Origin of the sequence: Vibrio sp. 1557 (assembly GCF_033340175.1) — a bacterium.
Taxonomy (GTDB): Bacteria; Pseudomonadota; Gammaproteobacteria; order Enterobacterales; family Vibrionaceae; genus Vibrio; species Vibrio alginolyticus.
The window spans coordinates 1-22,844 of record NZ_JAWOVZ010000028.1 but is presented as its reverse complement, the minus strand read 5'-3'; the positions used below and the strand labels follow the sequence as shown (position 1 = coordinate 22,844).

18 protein-coding genes and 1 pseudogene are annotated in these 22,844 nt (G+C 45.5%); 7 read left to right on the top strand and 12 right to left on the bottom strand.

Annotated elements, in window-relative coordinates; genetic code table 11:
• Positions 1-13 precede the first annotated feature (13 nt).
• Entirely contained in the window at positions 14-925 is a 912-nt protein-coding gene (gene oxyR / locus R7070_RS21705) for a DNA-binding transcriptional regulator OxyR (RefSeq protein ID WP_005381326.1), read from the bottom strand.
• Positions 926-1,094: 169 nt separating this feature from the next.
• Here oxyR and R7070_RS21700 point away from each other — a divergent pair, with 169 nt between their 5' ends.
• The 3 genes from R7070_RS21700 (at position 1,095) to R7070_RS21690 (ending at position 4,142) form a co-directional block, all read left to right on the top strand.
• Entirely contained in the window at positions 1,095-1,823 is a 729-nt protein-coding gene (locus R7070_RS21700) for a redoxin family protein (RefSeq protein ID WP_005382781.1), read from the top strand.
• Between the two features lie 191 nt (positions 1,824-2,014).
• Entirely contained in the window at positions 2,015-3,487 is a 1,473-nt protein-coding gene (locus tag R7070_RS21695) for a dihydrolipoyl dehydrogenase (protein ID WP_256900718.1), read from the top strand.
• A 373-nt stretch (positions 3,488-3,860) separates the two neighbouring features.
• On the top strand, positions 3,861-4,142 hold the full coding sequence (locus R7070_RS21690) for a DUF3624 domain-containing protein (RefSeq protein WP_025768083.1): 282 nt from the start codon (positions 3,861-3,863) through the stop codon (positions 4,140-4,142).
• 194 nt (positions 4,143-4,336) lie between these two features.
• On the opposite strand, the gene argH is transcribed toward R7070_RS21690, so the two are convergent.
• The 4 genes from argH to argC form a co-directional block, all read right to left on the bottom strand.
• The gene (argH, locus tag R7070_RS21685; RefSeq protein WP_005381331.1) at positions 4,337-6,211 is read right to left on the bottom strand and encodes an argininosuccinate lyase; all 1,875 of its coding nucleotides are present in this window, start codon (positions 6,209-6,211) and stop codon (positions 4,337-4,339) included.
• A 242-nt stretch (positions 6,212-6,453) separates the two neighbouring features.
• Positions 6,454-7,668 carry an argininosuccinate synthase gene (locus R7070_RS21680; RefSeq protein ID WP_017821738.1) on the bottom strand — a complete coding sequence of 405 codons (1,215 nt, stop codon included), beginning with the start codon at positions 7,666-7,668 and terminating at the stop codon, positions 6,454-6,456.
• Between the two features lie 84 nt (positions 7,669-7,752).
• Complete coding sequence (argB, locus tag R7070_RS21675) at positions 7,753-8,544, bottom strand: acetylglutamate kinase (protein WP_005381333.1); 792 nt, start codon at positions 8,542-8,544, stop codon at positions 7,753-7,755.
• Between the two features lie 21 nt (positions 8,545-8,565).
• Entirely contained in the window at positions 8,566-9,570 is a 1,005-nt protein-coding gene (argC, locus tag R7070_RS21670) for an N-acetyl-gamma-glutamyl-phosphate reductase (RefSeq protein WP_005382790.1), read from the bottom strand.
• Positions 9,571-9,714: 144 nt separating this feature from the next.
• On the opposite strand from argC, the gene argE reads away from it, so the two are divergent.
• From argE to R7070_RS21655, 3 genes are all read left to right on the top strand, one after another.
• On the top strand, positions 9,715-10,851 hold the full coding sequence (argE, locus tag R7070_RS21665; protein ID WP_005381335.1) for an acetylornithine deacetylase: 1,137 nt from the start codon (positions 9,715-9,717) through the stop codon (positions 10,849-10,851).
• A 272-nt stretch (positions 10,852-11,123) separates the two neighbouring features.
• A complete protein-coding gene (gene ppc, locus R7070_RS21660) occupies positions 11,124-13,757 on the top strand; it encodes a phosphoenolpyruvate carboxylase (RefSeq protein WP_256900717.1) in 2,634 nt (877 codons plus the stop codon).
• A 425-nt stretch (positions 13,758-14,182) separates the two neighbouring features.
• Positions 14,183-14,722 (top strand): PadR family transcriptional regulator, encoded by a 540-nt coding sequence (locus tag R7070_RS21655; RefSeq protein WP_005382791.1) that lies wholly within the window; start codon positions 14,183-14,185, stop codon positions 14,720-14,722.
• Between the two features lie 70 nt (positions 14,723-14,792).
• Here the strand turns inward: R7070_RS21655 and metF are convergent, their stop codons facing one another.
• The 3 genes from metF to R7070_RS21640 form a co-directional block, all read right to left on the bottom strand.
• A complete protein-coding gene (gene metF, locus R7070_RS21650; protein WP_005381345.1) occupies positions 14,793-15,695 on the bottom strand; it encodes a methylenetetrahydrofolate reductase in 903 nt (300 codons plus the stop codon).
• Between the two features lie 262 nt (positions 15,696-15,957).
• Positions 15,958-18,366, bottom strand: coding sequence for a bifunctional aspartate kinase/homoserine dehydrogenase II (locus tag R7070_RS21645; protein ID WP_017633523.1), 2,409 nt, complete (start codon positions 18,364-18,366; stop codon positions 15,958-15,960).
• Between the two features lie 15 nt (positions 18,367-18,381).
• Positions 18,382-19,542 (bottom strand): O-succinylhomoserine (thiol)-lyase, encoded by a 1,161-nt coding sequence (locus tag R7070_RS21640; protein WP_017633522.1) that lies wholly within the window; start codon positions 19,540-19,542, stop codon positions 18,382-18,384.
• A gap of 225 nt (positions 19,543-19,767) precedes the next feature.
• Between R7070_RS21640 and metJ the strand changes: the two genes are divergently transcribed.
• Positions 19,768-20,088 (top strand): met regulon transcriptional regulator MetJ, encoded by a 321-nt coding sequence (gene metJ / locus R7070_RS21635; protein ID WP_005381353.1) that lies wholly within the window; start codon positions 19,768-19,770, stop codon positions 20,086-20,088.
• 111 nt (positions 20,089-20,199) lie between these two features.
• Here the strand turns inward: metJ and R7070_RS21630 are convergent, their stop codons facing one another.
• From R7070_RS21630 to R7070_RS21615, 4 genes and pseudogenes are all read right to left on the bottom strand, one after another.
• Positions 20,200-21,477: a malic enzyme-like NAD(P)-binding protein gene (locus tag R7070_RS21630; RefSeq protein ID WP_005381358.1), complete on the bottom strand. Its 1,278-nt coding sequence runs from the start codon at positions 21,475-21,477 to the stop codon at positions 20,200-20,202.
• A 206-nt stretch (positions 21,478-21,683) separates the two neighbouring features.
• Positions 21,684-22,160: a bacterioferritin gene (bfr, locus tag R7070_RS21625; protein WP_213962143.1), complete on the bottom strand. Its 477-nt coding sequence runs from the start codon at positions 22,158-22,160 to the stop codon at positions 21,684-21,686.
• Between the two features lie 93 nt (positions 22,161-22,253).
• On the bottom strand, positions 22,254-22,442 hold the full coding sequence (locus R7070_RS21620) for a (2Fe-2S)-binding protein (protein ID WP_005381360.1): 189 nt from the start codon (positions 22,440-22,442) through the stop codon (positions 22,254-22,256).
• A gap of 331 nt (positions 22,443-22,773) precedes the next feature.
• Positions 22,774-22,844, bottom strand: a pseudogene (locus tag R7070_RS21615) (elongation factor Tu); the annotation flags it as partial.

The following is a 22,844-nucleotide window of genomic DNA, read 5'->3' as shown; positions in this document are numbered from 1 at the left end:
TTATTTCTGCTTTTTATGCTGCAGCATTCAATGATGGATAAGAAGCCAACACCTCTTTAATCTTCGCTGCTAAAGCTTCAAACCTAGCTCGTAATGGTGAGCCCGGACGGTATACGAGCACGATATTACGCGAGGGGGTTGGGTTAACAGCTGGTACGTAGCATACGCCATCTTTTTGCTTCTCATTAGGGATAGAAAGCTGAGGCAATAACGTAATCCCCGCACCGGCAGCAACCATGTTGCGTAACGTCTCCAAGCTGGTGGCTTTAAAACGCTCATCGTCTTTTGCACCAGCGGCAAAACAAAAACCTAACGCTTGATCTCGCAGACAGTGGCCGTCTCCCAACGCTAAAACGGTTTTACCATTCAGCTCCAACATATCAACATGGTCGAGAGAGGCCCACTCGTGGTCACATGGCACTGCGACACTTAATGGCTCTTGATACACTTCGATCTCTTTAAATGGCGCAGTTTCATCAACCGAAGCTAAAACTAAGCAATCTAGTTTGCCTTCTTCCAATTGACGCACTAATTGATGTGTTTGAGCTTCGTGCAGAAATAGTTCCAACTCAGGAAATGCTTCTTTTATCTGCGGCAGAATTTTGGGTAGTAGATAAGGCCCAACCGTCGGGATGAAACCAATATGCATCGGTCCAGTCATAGCTCCGCTTTGACCGCTTGCCATATCTCTGAAGGTTTTCACTTCACTTAAGATGCGTTTAGCCTGCTCCACCAGCTGTAACCCTGAATCGGTAAACAAAACACGTCGGCTGCTTCGCTCTAAAAGCGTGGTCCCGAGTTCATCCTCTAGTTTACGAATTTGCCCACTCAATGTTGGCTGGCTAACAAAACATGCCTCTGCCGCTTTACGAAAGTGCTTATGTTCCGCAAGTGCAACTAAGTACTCAAAATCTCGAATATTCATAATTCACGCTTCGCTTCTTTAACAATAGCTAATACCTATCAAAACCATAACACCAAACGATTAGAGCTATCAAAGGATTTTTACAATAATGGGCTCAATAAAACGAAACAGAGCGACGAAAAACGCTAAGCTCTATACGCATAGTTTAAAATAGTTAAAGGAAATCATTATGTTTGTATCTAAAGAAGGTCAACAAGTCCCTCAAGTTACTTTTCCAGTTCGTCAAGGTGACTCTTGGGTGAATGTAACGACCGATGAGCTATTTAAAGGTAAGACCGTTATCGTATTTAGCTTACCGGGTGCATTTACTCCAACCTGTTCATCAAGCCATCTACCTCGTTACAACGAATTGTTCCCTGTATTTAAAGAGCACGGAGTGGATGAGATTATTTGTGTCTCGGTCAATGATACGTTCGTGATGAATGCATGGAAACAAGACCAAGAAGCAGAAAACATTACCTTCATCCCGGATGGTAATGGTGAATTCACCGATGGCATGGGTATGTTAGTGGATAAAAACGACATCGGCTTTGGCAAACGTTCATGGCGTTACAGCATGCTAGTAAAAGATGGCGTAGTGGAAAAAATGTTCATTGAGCCAAACGAACCAGGCGACCCATTCAAGGTGTCAGACGCAGATACGATGCTGAACTACATAGCGCCTGACTACAAAACGCAAGAATCCATCACGGTGTTCACTAAACCAGGCTGCCCTTTCTGTATGAAAGCGAAACAAAATCTGATTGACCACGGTCTTCAATATGAAGAAGTGATTCTGGGTAAAGACGCAACAACAGTTAGTCTACGAGCTATATCTGGTCGCACGACTGTTCCACAAGTCTTTATCGGTGGCAAGCATATCGGCGGTAGCGAAGAGCTAGAAGCGTATCTAGGCTAAGCTGTCCATAGCCTACACCCTCGGTCTCCGGTGCCTTTTGGCTCGGAGGCCAACCCTAAACCACTTCTTCTACTAGTCTAGATAAGTAGTCATCTGCCAATAAGGTGACTACTTATCCAGATTCAACTATCCAATTCACTCTCCAAGCTCAATGTAGCTAGCTTGGCTTAAAACAAAAGCGAGAGTTCACGATGAAACAAGTTAATGTCGACGTAGCGATTATTGGTGGCGGGACGGCTGGTCTTGGTGCTTATCGAGCAGCAAAAGCTCATACCAACAGCGTGGTAATCATTGAGGGCGGTCCCTACGGAACAACCTGTGCTCGTGTCGGATGCATGCCGTCTAAGCTGTTAATTGCGGCAGCAGAAAGTGTTCATCAAATCGAAAAAGCACCTGGATTTGGGATACACCCGCAAGGTGAAGTACGAATTAACGGACGAGAAGTGATGGATCGTGTAAAGCGCGAACGCGATCGTTTTGTTGGCTTTGTGCTTGAAAGTGTCGATGATATTCCCGCTGAAGACAAACTATCGGGCTACGCGAAGTTTGCCGATGACCACACTCTCATCATAGATGATCATACTCAGGTCACCGCACAGCGCATTGTTATTGCGACAGGATCTCGTCCAGCATATCCGGCAGCTTGGAATGAACTGGGTGATCGCCTAGTGATTAACGATGATGTATTTGACTGGGATGACTTACCAGAGTCCGTGACAGTATTTGGCCCAGGAGTCATCGGCCTTGAATTGGGTCAGGCTTTACACCGCCTAGGGGTGAACGTGAAGCTCTTTGGCCTTGGAGGACAAGTGGGCCCACTGACAGACCCAGAGGTGATGGCGTATGCAGATAAAGCCTTTAAGGAAGAGTTCTACCTTGATGCAGATGTAAAAGTCGAAAGCATGAAACGCATTGCTTCATCAGACAATGACGGCGAAGACAAGGTCGAAATCCAATTCATCAACCATGATGGTGAATTAGAAACTTTCGTTGTCGATTACGTATTGGCCGCAACGGGTCGTCGTCCAAACGTCGATAAGCTGGCGATCGAGAACACCAATGTGGCTCTCGATGAACGTGGCGTACCAACGGCGGATCACTATACATTGCAAACTTCGGTAGAGAGCATCTTCATCGCAGGTGATGCAAGTAACCAAATTCCACTGTTGCACGAAGCCGCTGACCAAGGCCGTATTGCTGGAGACAACGCAGGCCGTTTCCCAGATATTCGTGCGGGTCTGCGTCGTTCACCAATTTCAGCCGTGTTCTCCGACCCTCAAATTGCTATGGTTGGAGAAACATATAAGCAACTAGAAACACGTCTAGGCACATGTGGATGTTTCGCAACCGGTGAAGTCTCGTTTGAAAATCAAGGACGTTCGCGCGTCATGCTTCGTAATAAAGGCATTCTGCATGTCTACGGAGAGCAAGGCACTGGACGTTTTTTAGGTGCAGAAATGATGGGCCCGAATGCAGAGCATCTTGCTCACCTTTTAGCGTGGGCGCACCAAAATAGGATGACGATTTCTGAGATGTTAGATATGCCCTTCTATCACCCAGTGATTGAAGAAGGCGTCCGCACCGCTCTACGTGATTTGAATTCAAAACTACACTTAGGGCCAGAAATGGTGAAACATTGTCTTGACTGCGGCCCAGGCTGCTAACGCTTTCGGGCTTCTATCTAAATATAAAGCAAAGCCTCGTCATCAACGAGGCTTTGCTTTACTACTTTGGCGCAATGAAATCTCTCTTACGCTGCCATCATTGCATAGCGACTGACCATACAAATCGCGACAACACCGATCATAAAGAACCCACCAGCGATACTTAGCGCAAGTTTCAACTCTGTCGACATCATTATATTTCCTGTTAAAGACTGACAGCGCACCATACATCAATTACGTGCCACAAAGCTTTTACAAAGCTAACTTTCCATTTTTGGTTGTGTCATAGCGCTCTAAGTCCGGTACAAGAAACGCTTTCCACCATTTAGTTAGATATATAATCTGAAGCAACACTAATGGTTTGGAAAACACTATGACTTGTCGCCGCTGCGAGGAACATTGGTTTTGGAAAAAACTTGGACGTTGCCAACGATGCTTGGATCAATTGACGGTGCTTTCTGTACTGTGTTGGATTGTGTGGTGGTTTACGCTCAAAGATGATCCACAAAGCATCGAGTCGATCGCTTTGATCTTTGCCGGCTTCGCTTTCAACGTTTTGTTGTTTCTACACTTATGGATGCGTTTTGTCATCTTGCCTTGGCAGCGTCGAAAGGGACAAAAAAAGGCGAATAAAAAAGAGAAAAGTGACAGATAGAAAAAAGCCCCAAAACCAATGTCAGTTCTGGGGCTCTCTTAGATTCTTCTAAGAAAAAGCAGTGGTACTTTAATAGACCGGGCTTCCTCTCAAAGGTTCCAAATTTTTTCGATTTTTTTAGCGAATACTGATGTAAGTAAACAGGAAAATGACTATGTCATTGAATGCTAATAAAATCACTCCACAACTTCAGTTCATGCCACATGCGTTTTTTGGATCACTTGCTCCATTAAATTGATCTCAAGCGCTACCTCATCACATGCATGTTGACGTGGGCACTGATCGCAATCTTTCAGAACTTTCTCCGGCAGTAATGACTTCGATGTAGGTAAAAAGCTTTGCTTCATAAAGAACTCAGGCGTTCGCGTTAGAACAAAGACTTTCTTGATCGCCATCTGGCGCGCTTTCTCAACCAAATAGTTCACAATCGCACTGCCCTGCCCTTGGCCTTGCCAGCCCGCTTCGATACCAAGAGAGCGTATTTCTGCCAACCCTGAGTCATACACATATAGAGAAGCGCAACCCGTCACTTCACCATGATGCTCAGCCACCGCAAAAGAGCCAATATCTCTCACGAGCTCATTACGAGAGCGCGGAAGATTCTCACCAAGGTTCGCCCAGTAAGCAACCATACCTTCCAACGTTTCAATGTCCGTCAAACGTGCAGGACGCACTTTCACCGCCGAGCTGTCACGCTGGCTCAGGCGCTTATCCGCTTGTTCTACCGCGTAAGCGACCTGGTGAGGCGAAACACCCCCCAAAGCACAACGCTTTTCCAAACACGAATCGATAGTCAGAATGTCATACACATCCGCTTCAATGACTTCTGAGAAGGCTTTTAACTCTTCGATAGACAGCTCTTCTAGCGCACAACCTTTAGCAATAGCACCAACGACCGCGACACCGACGATGTGGTGAGCTTCACGGAATGGGATGCCTTTCGCCACTAGGTAATCAGCTAACTCCGTCGAGTTTGCGTAACCTTGTTTCGCCGCTTCTAGTGTGCGCTCGCCATTCACTTTAATACCGTCAAAACACAGAGCTGCCATTTCCATGCAGTCGTTCCATGTATCTAAAGCGTCAAACAACCCTTCTTTATCTTCCTGCATGTCTTTGTTGTACGCCAATGGCAAAGCTTTAACTGTCATCATCATGCTCGATAATGCGCCATAGACACGCCCTGTCTTACCACGGATCAACTCAAGTGCATCTGGGTTTTTCTTCTGTGGCATTAATGACGAACCAGATGTCACCGTATCCGCTAACTCAATGAAGTTTGACTCGCCTGAATTGTAGAAGATCATATCTTCTGCAAGACGAGAAAGGTGAAGCATAGAAATCGACGCCACCGACATCAGTTCCATCACATGATCACGATCTGAAACCGAATCTAGTGAATTACGCGTAGCACGGTGGAAACCGAGATTATGTGCTAATTGTTCGCGATCAATCGGATAAGCCGTTCCCGCTAAAGCACCCGAGCCAAGTGGACAAGTGTCGAGACGCTGTAAGGCATCATTCAGACGAGAGTAGTCACGCTCGAACATTTCAACATAAGCCAAGCACCAGTGAGCAAAGGTTACAGGTTGAGCACGCTGAAGATGAGTATAGCCTGGCAATACGGTGCCTTGGTGCTGTTTAGCAACATGGACCATTTGTGCTTGTAGGCGATCTAAAGCAATCAACAATTGCTGACCTTGCTGACGACACCAAAGTTTCAAGTCTGTGGCGACTTGGTCATTACGAGAACGCCCAGTGTGGAGTTTTTTACCTAAATCTCCCACTTTACTGATTAGCTGCTGTTCAACCCAAGAGTGGATATCTTCTGCATCAGAGCGAAGAATTTGGTGAGGGTCTTCCATCACTTCTAACTTCAGCTCATTTAAAGCAAGTTCCAGTTTTTGCTGTTCTTCTGCCGATAGCACATCAACAGAAAGCAGAGCTTTAGACCATGCGATTGAACCTACGATGTCTTGCTCAGCCAATCGGTAGTCAAAACGCAACGAATCATTGAACTCTTTAAATCTGGTGTCTGCCGCTTGGGTAAATCTTCCGCCCCATAATGCCATTGCGTCTCTCCTGATGACTATTGCTTACTCTAACGTTCTCGAATGAGTAGTAACCAATTTGATGGTCATTTGCTCACTTTTTCTTATGTGTGAACGTTACGGCAATTTCGATAAAAAATAAAGTATAAATTCAATATTTTTACATACATATTCAAGCCAAATTTAGGTACCCGCTTTTAGAAACCAAAAGACCCGCCTATAAATGGCGGGTCTTTATTCAATCCAAGATGGATGTTAAGGGATTATTTCTTCTGGCTGTTCAATGCACGAATACGGCTTGATAGCGAGTAAAGACGGATGAACCCACCTGCATGGCTTTGGTCGTACACTTCATCTTCACCAAAAGTCGCGAACTCTTCTGAATACAAGCTGTTGTCAGAACGTTTTTGCGTGACTGTCGCTTGACCTTTGTAAAGCTTAACAACCACTTCACCGTTAACGTCTTGCGCTAGCTCTTCTGAAGCAGCAAGGATCGATTTACATAGTGGCGTAAACCAACGGCCATCGTATACAAGGTGAGACGCTTTTAGACCTAGCTCCTCACGGAATTCGAATGATGATTTGTCTAGCACAAGCTGCTCTACAGCGCGCAGCGCTTCCATCATGATGGTGCCTCCCGGTGTTTCATAGCAACCACGAGACTTCATTCCAACAAGACGGTTTTCCACGATATCGATACGGCCAACACCGTGCTTAGCGCCCTTCTCGTTTAGGTAAACCAGTGCGTTGTATGGTGTCATCGCTTCACCATCAACTTCGACCACTTCACCTTTTTCTACTTTCAGCGTGACGTACTCCGCTTCATTTGGCGCTTGCTCTGGGTCGACAGTCCACACCCAGCAGTCTTCGTTTGGTGCGTTCCAAGTATCTTCTAAAACGCCGCCTTCCGTCGAAATGTGCCATGCGTTTGCATCACGTGAATAGATCTTAGTAAGAGACGCAGAGCAAGGAATATTACGCTCAGCGAGGTAATCCAAACACTCTTCACGGCTCACTAGGTCCCACTCACGCCAAGGTGCAATCACTTGTAAGTCCGGTGCTAGTGCTGCGAATGCACCTTCGAAACGCACTTGGTCGTTACCTTTACCTGTACAGCCATGACACAGTGCGTCCGCGCCCACTTTACGTGCCACTTCAACCTGCGCTTTAGCAATGATTGGACGCGCCATTGATGTACCTAGCAGGTACTTACCTTCGTAGTACGCGCCGGTTTTTAGCGTTGGGTAAATGTAGTCTGCGACCATTTCTTCTTTCAGGTCAGCGATGTAGCATTCAGAAGCACCGGAGGCTTTTGCTTTCGCTTCAATGCCTTCTAGCTCTTCGGCACCTTGACCAACATCGGCAACGAAAGCCACTACTTCACAGTCGTAGTTCTCTTTTAGCCACGGGATAATTACTGAAGTATCTAGACCGCCTGAGTATGCGACTACCACTTTATTTACGTTCACTTTGCTCATGTTTTTTCTCCAAACTTAACTGGCGCTGCGCTCGGCGGTCAGTGCCAACTACGACTTCCTAATATTGAATTCTTTTGCTGATGCTTATTGAGGCAAGAATTGAGTACCAATACTTTCACCAGCGAATAACTGTGCTAATTTTTCTGGGTAACGCCAGGTCGCGACTTCAATTGGACGGCCAAGATCATTGGCGGCCTCCAAAGCGGCTTTAACTTTGACGATCATGCCATCGGTGATCACATGTCCATCGATCAACGAGTTAGCTTGCTGCTCTGACAGGGTTTTGATCAAATGGCCTTTTCCATCTAATACACCACTCACGTCTGATAACAGGACTAACTCCGCATCTAATGCGCCCGCAACCGCGACTGCTGCTTGATCAGCATTCACATTCATCATCTGGCCATCTTTGGTTAAACCAATTGAACTGATGATCGGCAGTGCACCTGTGTTTAGCACCGCTTGTAATAGTGCTGAGTCACCCGGTGATGCTTTGCCTACCGCGCCGAGTTCTGGGTCAAGTTCTTCAACAAGACACAAACCACCATCCGCAAGGCTAAGGCCCACAGCGTTAAGACCGTCCGCAATCGCTTGACCTTGAAGTAACTTATTCGCAGTGCCTGCAAGCGCGCCTGCAATCACAGGAATTTGATCGTAAGGCGTTACGCGTAAACCGTTTTTCTTAACGGTTTCAAGCTGAAGCTTTGCCATCAACTCATCAACTAGGTAGCCACCGCCATGAACGATGGCGATTTGTCGCTGTGCCGATTTTTGGTAAGCCGCAATGGCACCAAAAAGTTGGCTTAAGGTTTGAGTGCATGATAGAGCTGCACCACCTAGCTTAATGACTAAAGGAGCTTGATTGGTTTGCGTCATCGCATTTCCCTCTTTCAACGACTACAGCAACGCTGTCAGTTCTGGGTAACCGTAATGAATATTGAGACATTGCATCGCTTGACTCGATGCACCTTTAAGTAGGTTGTCGATAGCTGAAATCACAATGATGTGTTCGCCTTGTACCTTCCAGCCGATATCGCAGAAAGGGGTATTTTCGACATCCTGAATACGTGGAATACCGTCGCCTTTAAGACGCACCGCAGGCTTGCCTTGATAAGCTTGTTCAAACGCCTGTGCCACTTGTGCTTCTGTCACACCTTGCGCAAGCTTCATGGTGATAGTGGCAAGAATGCCGCGTTTAAAGTTGCCGAGGTGCGGAGTAAAAATCACATCGCAACCCAAGTGCTGAGCAATCTCTGGCTGGTGACGATGGTTAAATACACCATAAGGTTGCAAGCTCACTTCACAGAAGCTGTTAACCATGGAGGCTTTACGCCCTGCACCTGATACACCACTGGTTGCGTTGATCACTGGCCATTGGTTGGTATCGAGCAACGCATGTTCTAATAAAGGTTTGATTGCAAGCTGTGAAGCGGTTGGGTAGCAACCTGCTACTGCAATCAAAGGAGTGGTTTTTATTGATTCTTGGTTCCACTCTGCTAAGCCGTATGCTGCTTTATCTAGCCAGTTGTTATGTTGATGTTCGAAGCCATAAAAAGTGTCGTAAAAGCCTTCACTTTTCACACGGAATGCACCCGATAAATCGAATACCTGACAGCCTGCCTCCAAGAAAGTTGGGGCTAAATCATGGCTGACTTCGTGAGCCGTTGCCAAAAACACCACGTCCGATTCTTGAGCGATTTGCAGTGGATCCGTTAGTGGTAAAACTGGCATATCAATGATGCCCGCTAGCTTACCGTGCAGCTGCGCGATGCTCTTTCCCGCATCAACACTGTTGGCGGAAACGTATAAACCTGATAGCGTGAGTTGTGGGTGTTTATTAACCATTAACGCTAACTCTGCGCCGGTGTAACCGCTGGCTCCAATAATCGTGGTTTTTAGCATTGTGTAACATCCATATACTTAAAGGCTCAAATGACTATTCATATTTAATTTTTGCTTTATTTTGATTTTTTATTCATTAAATATGATTTAATATGTGTTTTACATTTTTGTGGTCTGTCTGTCAACAGGAGATTTGAAGAATCCATGCAATTACCAACTTTTCTAGAGGTCTATGAAGGACTCATCAGCACCTCTTCTATCAGCTCCACGGATCCGAGCTGGGATCAGGGCAATGCAAAAGTCATCGAAAAACTCGCATCTTGGTTTAAAGATCTGGGTTTTAGCGTTGAAGTGATCGAAGTCGAGCCAGGCAAGCACAATATGATCGCACGTATGGGTGAGGGTGAAGGTGGCCTTTTACTTGCTGGCCATAGCGATACCGTGCCATTCGATCAAGGGCGATGGAATTTTGATCCGCATAAACTGACGGAAAAAGACAACCGCTTCTACGGTTTAGGCACAGCAGACATGAAAGGCTTTTTCGCCTTTATTTATGAAGCAGTGAAGAAAGTCGATTGGAGCAAGCAGAGCAAACCACTTTACGTATTAGCCACTTGTGACGAAGAGACCACCATGTTGGGCGCGCGACATTTCACAGCAAACGCCCCATTTAAGCCGGATTACTGCATCATTGGTGAACCCACCAGCCTTGTACCAATTCGAGGTCATAAAGGGCATGTGGCAAATGCCATTCGCGTAACAGGCAAGTCCGGTCACTCATCGGACCCAGCGCTTGGCGTTAACGCTATTGAGATCATGCATGAAGTCATGTTCGCCATGATGCAACTGCGTGACAAATTGATTAAAGAATATCACCATCCGGGTTTTGCCATTCCAAGCCCTACCCTAAATCTTGGACACATTCACGGTGGTGACAGCGCTAACCGTATTTGTGGTTGCTGTGAGCTGCATTACGACGTGCGTCCTCTTCCCGGCATTAGCCTTGATGGTTTAGAGAACATGTTGCGCGGAGCATTAAAAGAAGTCGAAGCGAAATGGCCTGGGAGACTGGAGATTATTCCATTGCATGAGCCTATTCCGGGTTACGAATGCCAACATGACCACCCATTTATTGGTGGTGTTGAAGAGATCTGCCAAACCAGTTCAGAAACCGTGAACTACTGTACTGAAGCACCATTTCTACAACAGTTGTGTCCAACCTTGGTGCTCGGCCCTGGGTCAATCGACCAAGCCCATCAACCGGATGAGTTTCTATCCTTCGACTTTATCGACCCCACAATTGATGTGCTTTCAAAGGCAATGGTCAAGTACTGCTGTTAATACGCGTTTAAGCTCAAAAGTCTGTGCAGCTCGATTGAGCTGCATCTTTTTATCTTCACAATTTAGCGCTAGTCTTAACACTTATTTAACTTGTTATTTTGTAATTAATTTTCACTTCTTACTCTATGGCTGCCGTAAATTTGCTCTAAATCAGGAGACAGCGGAATAATTGCAAACTTAGTCTGCTTTATTTGACTATAACTGGTGCTTTTCGCTAGATTGGAGTCTTAACAAGGACAATGGATGTAGTTTTTTTACGAGGCAGGACGACAATGAACGAGAAATACGCCGCACTCAAAAGTAATGTGCGCATGTTAGGCCACTTATTGGGTAACACCATTCGCGATGCCCATGGCGAAGAAATCTTCGAGAAAGTGGAAACCATTCGTAAATTATCCAAATCAGCTCAAGCAGGGAATCAAGCAGACAGGGACAGCTTGATCGAAGAAATCAAACATCTACCTGATGAGCAGCTAACGCCCGTTACTCGCGCGTTTAACCAATTTCTAAACCTCACCAATATCGCTGAGCAATACCACACGATTTCACGCCATTGTGAAGAGCACATTTGTGAACCAGACGCGATTAACTCGCTATTTTCTAAACTGGTACAAAACGATGTGAGCAAACTGGACACTGCCCAAGCGGTTCGTGATCTAAATATTGAATTGGTATTGACGGCTCACCCAACAGAAATTACGCGCCGTACGATGATCAACAAACTGGTCAAGATAAACGAGTGCTTATCAAAGTTGGAGCTAAGCGATCTTTCTTCTAAAGAGCGCAGAAAAACCGAACGCCGCCTAGAGCAACTGATTGCCCAAGGCTGGCATTCAGACGTGATTCGACAACAACGCCCTACTCCGTTGGATGAAGCAAAGTGGGGCTTTGCGGTCGTTGAAAACTCTCTATGGGAAGCAGTACCGGACTTCCTACGTGAGATGAATGACCGTCTAAAATCTTACCTTGGAGAAGGTTTACCCATTGATGCTCGCCCAGTGCACTTCTCCTCTTGGATGGGCGGTGACCGTGACGGTAACCCGTTTGTTACTCACAACGTTACGCGTGAAGTCTTACTATTGTCTCGTTGGAAAGCCGCCGATCTTTATCTCAATGACATCAACGAGTTGATCAGCGAGCTGTCTATGACAGTTTCAAACGATCAAGTCCGTGAACTTGCTGGCGAAGATCAGCACGAACCATACCGTGCGATCCTGAAGCAATTACGCACTCTGCTCAATGAAACCAAAGATATTCTCGATGCTAAGATCCACGGTCAAAAACTGGCCGTTAAAGCCCCACTGCAAAAAGTCGAGCAACTTTGGGAACCACTGTATGCCTGCTACCAGTCACTAAAGGAATGTGGCATGGGTGTAATAGCCAACGGCTCACTACTGGATACACTACGCCGCGTAAAAGCATTTGGTATCCATCTTGTACGTCTTGATATCCGCCAAGAGAGCACGCGTCACTCAGATGTCTTGTCTGAACTAACTCGCTACTTAGGTATTGGTGATTACGAACAATGGAGTGAGCAAGATAAGATTGCTTTTCTAACTAACGAGCTGGCATCTAAACGTCCGCTTCTCCCTCGTGATTGGGAACCGTCTGAACCCGTCAAAGAGGTTTTGGATACCTGTAAGATTGTTGCAGCACAACCGCGTGAAGCGTTTGGCGCTTACGTTATTTCAATGGCACGTACCGCCTCTGACGTACTCGCCGTTCATCTACTGCTACAAGAAGCAGGTTGCCCTTACCGCATGGATGTGTGTCCTCTGTTCGAAACGCTAGACGATTTGAACAACGCAGAATCGGTCATCAAGCAGCTTATGGGGATTGACCTTTACCGTGGTTTTATCCAAAACCACCAGATGGTCATGATTGGTTACTCTGACTCAGCGAAAGATGCAGGTGTTATGTCTGCTGGTTGGGCTCAGTATCATGCGATGGAATCGTTAGTTAAAGTGGCTGAAGAAGAAGGCGTTGAGCTAACTCTATTCCATGGTCGTGGGGGCACAGTCGGTCGCGGTGGCGCACCTGCGCATGCTGCGCTTTTGTCGCAACCACCAAAAAGCTTGAAAGGCGGTTTACGTGTAACAGAGCAAGGCGAAATGATCCGCTTTAAACTGGGACTCCCAGATGTCGCAGTAAACAGCTTTAACCTATATGCAAGTGCGATTCTGGAAGCCAACTTGTTACCGCCACCAGAGCCAAAACAAGAATGGCGCGACTTGATGGAAGTGCTATCAGAAGTAAGCTGTGAGTCTTACCGAAATGTGGTTCGTGGCGAGCCAGATTTCGTGCCTTACTTCCGCCAAGCAACACCAGAACTCGAACTCGGCAAGTTGCCACTTGGTTCTCGTCCTGCAAAACGCAACCCTAAGGGCGGAGTAGAAAGCTTACGTGCAATCCCGTGGATCTTCTCATGGAGTCAAAACCGTTTGGTACTTCCTGCATGGCTAGGCGCAGGTGAAGCGATTCAATACTCGATCGATAAAGGCCACCAAGCATTGCTCGAAGAGATGTGCCGCGAATGGCCATTTTTCTCAACTCGTCTCGGCATGCTGGAAATGGTGTACTCGAAGTGTAATATTGATATCTCTCGCTACTACGATGAGCGATTGGTGGATGAGTCGCTCCGTCCACTCGGTGAAAAGCTTCGTGCTCAGCTTCAAGAAGACATCAAAGCGGTACTGAATGTAGAGAACAATGAAAACTTGATGCAGCATGACCCTTGGGGACTCGAGTCTATTCGCTTACGCAATATCTACGTTGAGCCATTGAATATGCTACAAGCAGAGCTGCTATACCGCACGCGTCAAACCGAAGAAGCTTCTGCAAACTTGGAAGAAGCGTTGATGGTGACGATTGCTGGTATTGCTGCAGGTATGCGCAACACAGGCTAATCGTTTCATTTTTAATAGAAAGCTGGGCAAATGCTCAGCTTTTTTTTATCACAGGATAATCGCACCAAAACAAAGGCAGTTAAATACACCACTAGAGGCCCAAAAAATACCAAAATAAAAGAATAAAAAACCACAAGTTAACACTATTGATTATTATGTTAGTTTTTTAGGGTAATTTTGTCCTACTATTCCACTTCATGCTTATTATTTATATACTACTTGCCTGCTGAGAGCTCATAAATCCAATCATACCTGCTCCAGCCTTGATGGGACTCCCCATCTCTCTAGGTGATAAACGGCTTTAAGGTGACAGGACCAACATTGTTGGTGCTACTTATACATTAAAAAACTCAAGTGCCAGTAAGAGCGCAGCTGAAAGTATAAGTAGCTTGTTTACAAGTTTATTGACCATTTGGATTGAAGACATGTCATTACCACACGTAATCTTAACTGTTCTTAGCACTCGCGACGCAACCGGTTACGATATCACTAAAGAATTCTCTGCTAGCATCGGTTACTTCTGGAAAGCAAGCCACCAACAGGTGTACCGTGAACTCAACAAAATGGCTGAGAAAGAACTGGTTACTTGCGTATTAGAACCCCAAGAAGGCAAACCAGACCGCAAGGTTTACTCCATTACAGACGCTGGTCGCAGCGCTTTAGGAGAGTGGTTTGATCAACCAACTGCACACCCAACAGTTCGTGATGAGTTTTCAGCGAAATTGATGGCATGTGCCGTTCAACCAGCGGCTCCATTCCGTGACCAACTCGCCGAGCTAGTTGAAGAGTCTCGCAAACTGGTTTCTCACTACAAAGAAATTGAAGCGGCTTACTACGCAACGCCGTCAACTTTAGATAAACAAGCTCGCCTAGAACGTCTAACGCTTCGCCGTAACCTACTGTTACGTGAAACTTGGATCACTTGGGCAGAAGAAGTTCTAACTGAACTTGAAGTGATTGGTTAAACTCCTTTTGCTTTGATAAAACGAAAAAGGCTTGCCACTTGGCAAGCCTTTTATCTTTTTGAAACTAGGTTTACGCACCGACTACTGCGCGAGGACGAACACCCAACGTATGGCATAACGCGTAAGTCATCTCTGCACGGTTTAGTGTGTAGAAGTGAAAATCCTTAACCCCTTCACGACTCAGTACACGCACCATATCAATAGCTTGGCTAGCTCCTACAAGCTGGCGAGTCACCGGATCATCATCCAAGCCATCGAATTGTTTGCTCATCCATCCTGGTACTTTCACATTGTTCTGTGCCGCAAAGCGAGAAGCTTGCTTAAAGTTCGATACAGGCAAAATTCCTGGCACAATCTCTACGTCAATTCCTGCTGCGACACAACGGTCACGGAATCGCAGGTAAGACTCAACGTCAAAAAAGAACTGAGTAATAGCACGGTTTGCACCTGCATCTACCTTACGTTTTAGGTTCAATAAGTCAGACTGTGCGCTTTTAGCTTCAGGGTGAACCTCAGGGAATGCTGCAACGGAGATATCGAAATCGTGGCGTGATTTCAGCAGCTCAACCAAATCCGAGGCATACATATCAGGCGCACCGCCACCTGGAGGAATATCACCACGCAGAGCGACGATATTTTCAATACCATTGTTCCAATAATCATCGGCAATATTAATCAACTCTTCACGAGTCGCATCAATACAAGTGAGATGGGGAGCGGCAACCAATCCGGTTGTGGCTTTAATTTCTTTAATGATGGAGTGTGTTCTGTCACGCTCGCCGGAGTTCGCACCGTAAGTCACAGAAACAAATTTAGGTTGAAGCGTTTTAAGACGGTGCACTGAATTCCAAAGTGTTTCTTCCATCTTAGCGCTGCTTGGCGGAAAAAACTCAAACGATACATTGATGTTATCTGATAACTCAGCAATATTCTGGTTCAAGGCGTCGATATGGCCTGCGTGCGTATATCCCATCTTACTCTCCCTGCGGCACTCCGCCACGAAAACAAATCCTTAAAATCGACGTTTAGACGTCTATATGTCTACAGAATGTATTGAATACGATTTAATGTCAACCTTGTAATTATGAATTTTTCTCAAGTTAATAATGAAGATAGTTCAAGTTTCTACTTGAGCATCATCTCACCATTTTGCACGGGTTATGACTTCAGTATGGCACTGATAGGGGAATAAAAAACCCTGGATTAATTCCAGGGTTTTTAGGTCAATCGCAACTTTAAAATAAACCAGCCAATCGGTTGAGGTCGGATTGAATAGCGCCGGCTGTCACTTCTCTGCCAGCGCCTGGTCCTCGAATGACCAGAGGGTTATCTTTGTACCACTTGCTCTCTATGGCAAAAATGTTATCGCATGGCAATAAGTTGGCGAGCGCGTGCTCACGAGATAACGCTTCGACTCCCACCGTTGCTTTACCATTTTTTTCTAAACGCGCCACATAGCGAAGCACTTGATCGTTTCTCTGTGCTTTTGTCAGACGCTCTTGAAGTATTTCACTCAACAACGCTCCATTATCGAAGAAATCATCTAAGCTCAGTTCTCTTAATTCTTCTGGCACCAAAGACTCAACTTTAACGCTGTCTGGTTCTATATCTAGGCCCGACTCTCGAGCCAAGATGACTAACTTGCGCATTACATCGGAGCCATCTAAATCAGAACGAGGATCAGGTTCGGTTAAACCTTGCTGCCAAGCAAGATCGACTAAATCATTAAATGGCACAGAACCATCAAACTGTTGGAACAGCCATGATAGCGTCCCCGAGAAAATACCCGATAGAGCGACGATTTCATCCCCACTTTCACGAAGATCTCGCACGGTATGGTTTATCGGTAACCCAGCACCAACCGTTGCGTTGTATAGCCAATGACGACCAATTTTAGCGAATGCATCTTGAACCTGATGGTAGTACTGGCTATCTGCGGAACCGGCAACTTTGTTAGCGGAAATCAAATGAATGCCTTGCTGTGCGATTTCTACGTAGCGCTGAGCCAACTCTTTACTTGCGGTAACATCAAGCACGACGGCTTCATCGTAGCTTTTAAGCGCTCCCAAACGTGCCAGCCAATCCCCATTGTTTGCTATGCTTTCATCATCAAATCGTTCAGCAACACTCGCCGCCTCAATACCTTGCTCATCGAACCAATAGGTTTGGCTATCCACAACCGCGACAAGATCAAAGCTCATACCATGACGTTTTTCGAGCTCACTTTTTTGCGTCGCAAATAAATTTAACCAACTAGAACCAATATTACCCTTGCCACATAAAGCCACTGCCACGCGTTTTTGCGCTTGGAACAACTGGCTATGAATCGTTTGAACCAACGCCTCAGTATCAGTACGGCGCAAAACAGCGACTAGGCTCAGCCCTGAGTCTGTTTCAGAGATAAATTCTACCGGAGAGTGCTTTAGCTTCTGATAAAAGCCAAAGCAATGATTGGCGTTTTTCGTAACGCCTGCACCTACCGCAGCTAAGAGCGAGTAACCTTCTTTTAGCTTAATTTCAGCCTCTACCGCAAGCTCTTGCAAGTGTTTCAATGCACCACCGGCGATTTCTGCGGTGTAAGCCAAGCGTAGCGTGTGCTGATCGGATTGAGCTTCAAATGCCAGTGGCTCTAATTGCGCGCGCTGCAACGCTTGTAATACATCACTCTGTGTTTTTTCGAAGTCGTGCCCATGCATGAAAGACAACTGCACCAATAAAACATCATCCAGTGAAGTAATAATTTTAGCGCCACGACCAGATGCCAATACACGCTCAATACGAGTAGAACCCGACTCTGGCAGATAGCTACACTTGAGATTAAGGTCCATGGTACTTTGCGCCACAGGCTGAAGCGTGCGACTGTGTAGCACTGGGGCAGCTAAGCGAGCAAGTTCACTGGCTTCATCCAATCGAAGTAACGGTAATAAACAAGCGTCAGACACCAAACGTGGATCGGCACTATAGACACCAGCAACATCACTCCAAATCGTGACAGTACTGACTTCAGCAAGCGCGCCTATGACCGTTGCAGAATAGTCAGAGCCGTTACGACCAAGTAGAATGGTTTCTCCTGCCTCGTTCTGAGCCATAAAGCCAGTAATTACCACACGTTTATGGTTATGCTGCGCGAGGATCTCTTTAATTAAAGGGTATGAACGAGCGCGATCAACCTCTGGTTGAGTTCCCGCTTCTGCACGTAAAAACGCTCGTGCATCTTGTGCAACCGCAGGGATAGAACGTTGAGATAATAACGCGGCCAATAGGCGAGCAGACCATACTTCTCCGTGCCCCAGTACCGCGGCTTTTTGCGCATTAGTGAGTGGTGCAGTCAGCTCCGAGAGAGTACTGAACTCATCATGTAATAAAGCTAACAGCTCTTCTTTTGCTTCACTCTCCAACAAGCTTTCTATTAGCTCAGTTTGAAACTGTCTTAAGCTTTGAAGCGCCTCATGCGCAATTCGGCCATCTTTATTTAACCCTTCCAAAAACTCAATCAAGCGGTTAGTGGTTTTTCCTGCAGCAGAGACGACCACCAGATCATTTTCTGTCGAATACTCCTTGAGAATACCCACAACGCGTAAGTAGCATTCTGGGTTTGCTAAGCTACTGCCACCAAACTTATGCAGCTGACGTTGTACAGTCATTGTTATCGTCTCCTATTACTGGGTAGCTTTAGCGAACGCTTGTTCTAAATCTGTGATGAGGTCTTGTGCATCTTCCAAACCGACAGACAAACGCAATAGTTGATGAGAGACCCCAGCCTCCGCCAGCGCCTCCTCACCCATTGCACGGTGCGTCATGGATGCTGGGTGGCAAATCAAACTTTCTACACCACCTAATGACTCTGCTAATGAAAACAGTTGGAGCTCTTTCACAAACACCTTTAACTGTTCAAACGAACCAGCAAACTCAAAACTCAACATAGAGCCAAAGCCCGTTTGCTGCTTTTTAGCAATGTCGTGACCTGGATGTTCCGGCAGGCTTGGATGATAGATAGTTTTAACTAACGCTTGTTTCTGTAGGTAAGCTAGTACCTGCTGTGAGCTCTCTTCATGTACTCTCATACGAGCACCAAGCGTACGAATACCTCGCAGTGTCATGTAACTATCGAAAGGTGTGCCCGTTGCACCAATACAATTGCCCCACCATGCAAGCTCTTCTGCATGCGCTTCTGTGTTGGTGATGATTACCCCACCAATTACGTCCGAATGACCGTTGATGTACTTTGTTGTGGAGTGGATAACAAAATCCGCACCTAGCTCTAAAGGTTTTTGGTACACGGGTGTCAAAAAGGTATTGTCCACCGCAACTAACGCGCCGACTTGTTTCGCTTTTTCACAAGTAGCTGCAATATCCACTACGCGAACCAGAGGGTTTGACGGAGTTTCTAGCAAAATGAGTTTTGGTTTTTGTGCCAATGCAGCATCTAAAGCCTGTTCGTCTGATTGATCGACAAACTGAACCTTAAAATCGCCTTTGTTAGCTCGGGTATTAAAAAGACGATAGGTACCACCATAACAATCGTGAGGAGCAATAATGAGATCATCTGGGCCGAGAAAAGCGGAAACCCATAAATTTAATGCCGACGTACCGCAATTAGTAACAACCGCTCCTTTTCCAGACTCGAGTTCAGATAGCGCACTTTCCAACAGTCCGCGGTTTGGATTACCAGATCGTGTGTAATCATACTTGGGCACTTCACCAAAAGCAGGAAAACCATAGTTAGTGGAAAGATAAATAGGTGGAACGACAGCATGATATTGGCTGTCTGATTCAATACCAGTGCGTACTGCAATGGTCGCAGGTTTGCGAGTGCTCATGGGTGTATCCTTTCACGGGTAATGACTTCTAAATAGGAATGCGCTATATCTAATGTGTAACATAAAGTGATCAACACGCTTCCTTTGCTGTTATGTTCACTTTACTCGTCAAAAAATGAGACGTCAACACTTCTAGACGTCTATATGTCTTTGCTTATGGCGGTAAATGCAGCTAAAATCAGCACCTAAATTATTTTTAACCGATTACATAAATGAAGGTGTGCAATGGCTGACTGGAATGGCGAATACATTAGCCCATATGCAGAGCACGGCAAAAAAAGCGAACAAGTAAAAAAAATTACCGTCTCTATCCCGCTAAAAGTTTTAAAGGTGCTAACTGATGAGCGTACTCGCCGTCAGATCAATAACTTACGCCATGCAACCAATAGCGAATTGCTATGCGAGGCATTTTTGCACGCGTACACAGGTCAGCCACTTCCGACAGATGAAGACCTTCGTAAAGACCGTCCTGATGATATTCCAACAGAAGTAAAAGCGCTGATGACGGAAATGGGCATCGAATTTGAGTCATTCGACGAAGAATAAAAAAGCCTGATAAGAGGTTTCAGGTAATAACTCTTGCCTCGAGCCAAATGAATGACATAAAAATGGGACGCAATAGCGTCCCATTTTTGTGTATCACATCTGAAAGATATATTACTCTGCCATGTAGTTTTCAGGCATCTCGATACGAGCTACACCTGAATTAACCGCCGCCTGAGCAACCGCTTTTGCAACACGTGGTAGCAAACGTGAATCCATTGGTTTTGGAATAATATAGTCCGCACCAAACTCTAGCTTATCAACACCTGCAGCCTTCAATACGGCTTCAGGTACAGGCTCTTTTGCTAGCTCACGAATCGCCTCAACGGCTGCAAGTTTCATTTCATCATTGATTTCACTTGCACGCACATCAAGAGCACCGCGGAAAATGAATGGGAAACACAATACGTTGTTAACTTGGTTAGGATAATCACTACGGCCAGTGCCCATGATCAAGTCATCACGAACTGCGTGAGCAAGTTCCGGCTTGATTTCAGGATCCGGGTTAGAACATGCGAATACGATTGGCTTATCTGCCATCAACTTCAACGCTTCCGCTGGCAATAGGTTTGGACCAGATACACCTAGGAACAGATCTGCACCTTCAATCACGTCTTCTAGTGTGCGCTTATCTGTATTGTTCGCAAATAGCTGCTTATATTCATTAAGATCATCACGACGAGTGTGAATCACACCTTTGCGATCTAGCATGTAGATTTTTTCGCGCATTGCGCCGCATTTGATCAGAAGCTCCATACACGCTACAGCGGCAGCGCCAGCGCCAAGACAAACAATTGTTGAATCTTCAAGTTTCTTACCTTGAAGTTCGATTGCATTCAGCATACCCGCTGCCGTTACAATAGCAGTACCATGTTGATCATCGTGGAATACTGGTACATCACAACGTTCAATCAGACGCTTTTCAATCTCAAAACAGTCTGGTGCTTTAATATCTTCAAGGTTAATACCGCCAAAAGTGTCTGCAATGCTCGCAACAGTATCAACAAATTCATCGATCGTGCGGTGCTTAACTTCAATATCAATAGAGTCAAGACCTGCAAAACGCTTAAACAGTAACGCTTTACCTTCCATCACTGGCTTAGATGCAAGTGGACCTAGGTTACCTAGACCTAGAATAGCGGTACCGTTAGAAATAACAGCAACCATGTTCCCTTTTGCAGTGTACTTGTACACGTTATCCGGGTTTTGTGCGATTTCACGCACTGGCTCTGCAACTCCTGGGCTGTATGCAAGGGCAAGATCACCCGCCGTTTCCGCAGGCTTTGTAAGTTCGACAGCAATCTTTCCTGGAGTTGGATAAGCATGGTAATCCAATGCTTTTTGGCGATGTTCTTCTTCTGGAGTGGCTGCTTGGTGGTTGTCTTCAGACATGGACGTTTCTCTTTTTTATTTTTAGGTAAGGGGGCATAAATTCTATCGGATAGAAATCAAACTTCATAGGCAAGATTGCGAGCAATATCCTTAAAAAGCCGATAATAAAAGAGATTAGACCAGATAACGGGGTTAAGCACCTGATTTTCGAGTCAGGTGCTCTTTCTTCTTACTATTATTGGAGTATGCAAACTCAGAAAGTATCGTTACTCTTCGTCCACGTATTGCGCTTGGAGATAATTCTCAATACCAGACATTTCAATCAAGCCAAGTTGCGTCTCTAGCCAATCAACATGTTCTTCTTCATCTTCAAGAATATCTTGGAAGAGATCTCGAGACACATAATCTCGAATGTCTTCAGCGTAGGCAATCGCATCTTTTAAATCTGGAATAGCCGCCATTTCAAGCTTTAAGTCACACTCGAACATTTCCTTGGTATCTTCACCAATCATCAACTTACCTAAATCTTGTAGGTTCGGTAGGCCTTCAAGGAACAAAATACGCTCAATTAGATGATCGGCATGCTTCATCTCATCGATAGATTCGTGATATTCCTTGTCTGCTAGGTGCTTTAAGCCCCAGTCTTTATACATTCGGGCGTGAAGAAAATACTGATTAATAGCGACGAGCTCGTTACCGAGCACTTTATTGAGATGTTGAATGATGATTGGATCGCCTTTCATGACAAAACCCTCCTCTTTGGCTTCATTTAAATGTAGAAGCAAATGAGAAGGTGTCAAAATGTAAGGCAAATAATTACTGCATACTTACAGCAATTAGCTGGCTTGTTTAAATTCCGTGTAACTAGTTTCCGCTAAAATTTCCTTGGCCTGTCTGATGCACTTACCACATTGGCTGCCCAATGCCGTGCACTTTTTGATTCCTTTAATATCTGTTACGCCTTCATCTATCGCCAACTTCCTAATTTTTTTGTCGGAGACACCATGGCAAAGACAAACGTACATACTCAAAAAACCTATAAAACTAATCTGTGACAAACAATATAAACAAGAATAGTTCTTGTTACCAGTCGCATTATGGTGTCCGCTCAGAATATTTGGTTATAAAGATTTTACCGCTGCAGGAAAAGATCAAAGGGTTAAGAGGGGTGAGTAAAAGCGTTAAGAAACAAAGCCGGTAAAACTCTGTTTTTAAATCGAAAAAGTGACGTCTTTTATTTCAACACTTATAACTAAATGTAATCTAGAAATGAAAAAGGGAAGCCTAAGCTTCCCTTTTCGATGCGCTTTCTTCAAAAAGAAGAACAGTGCAAGATTTCGTTTAATTCGTTATGAATTAGTCGAAGATCTTAGCAACAACACCAGCACCTACTGTACGGCCACCTTCACGGATCGCGAAACGTAGAC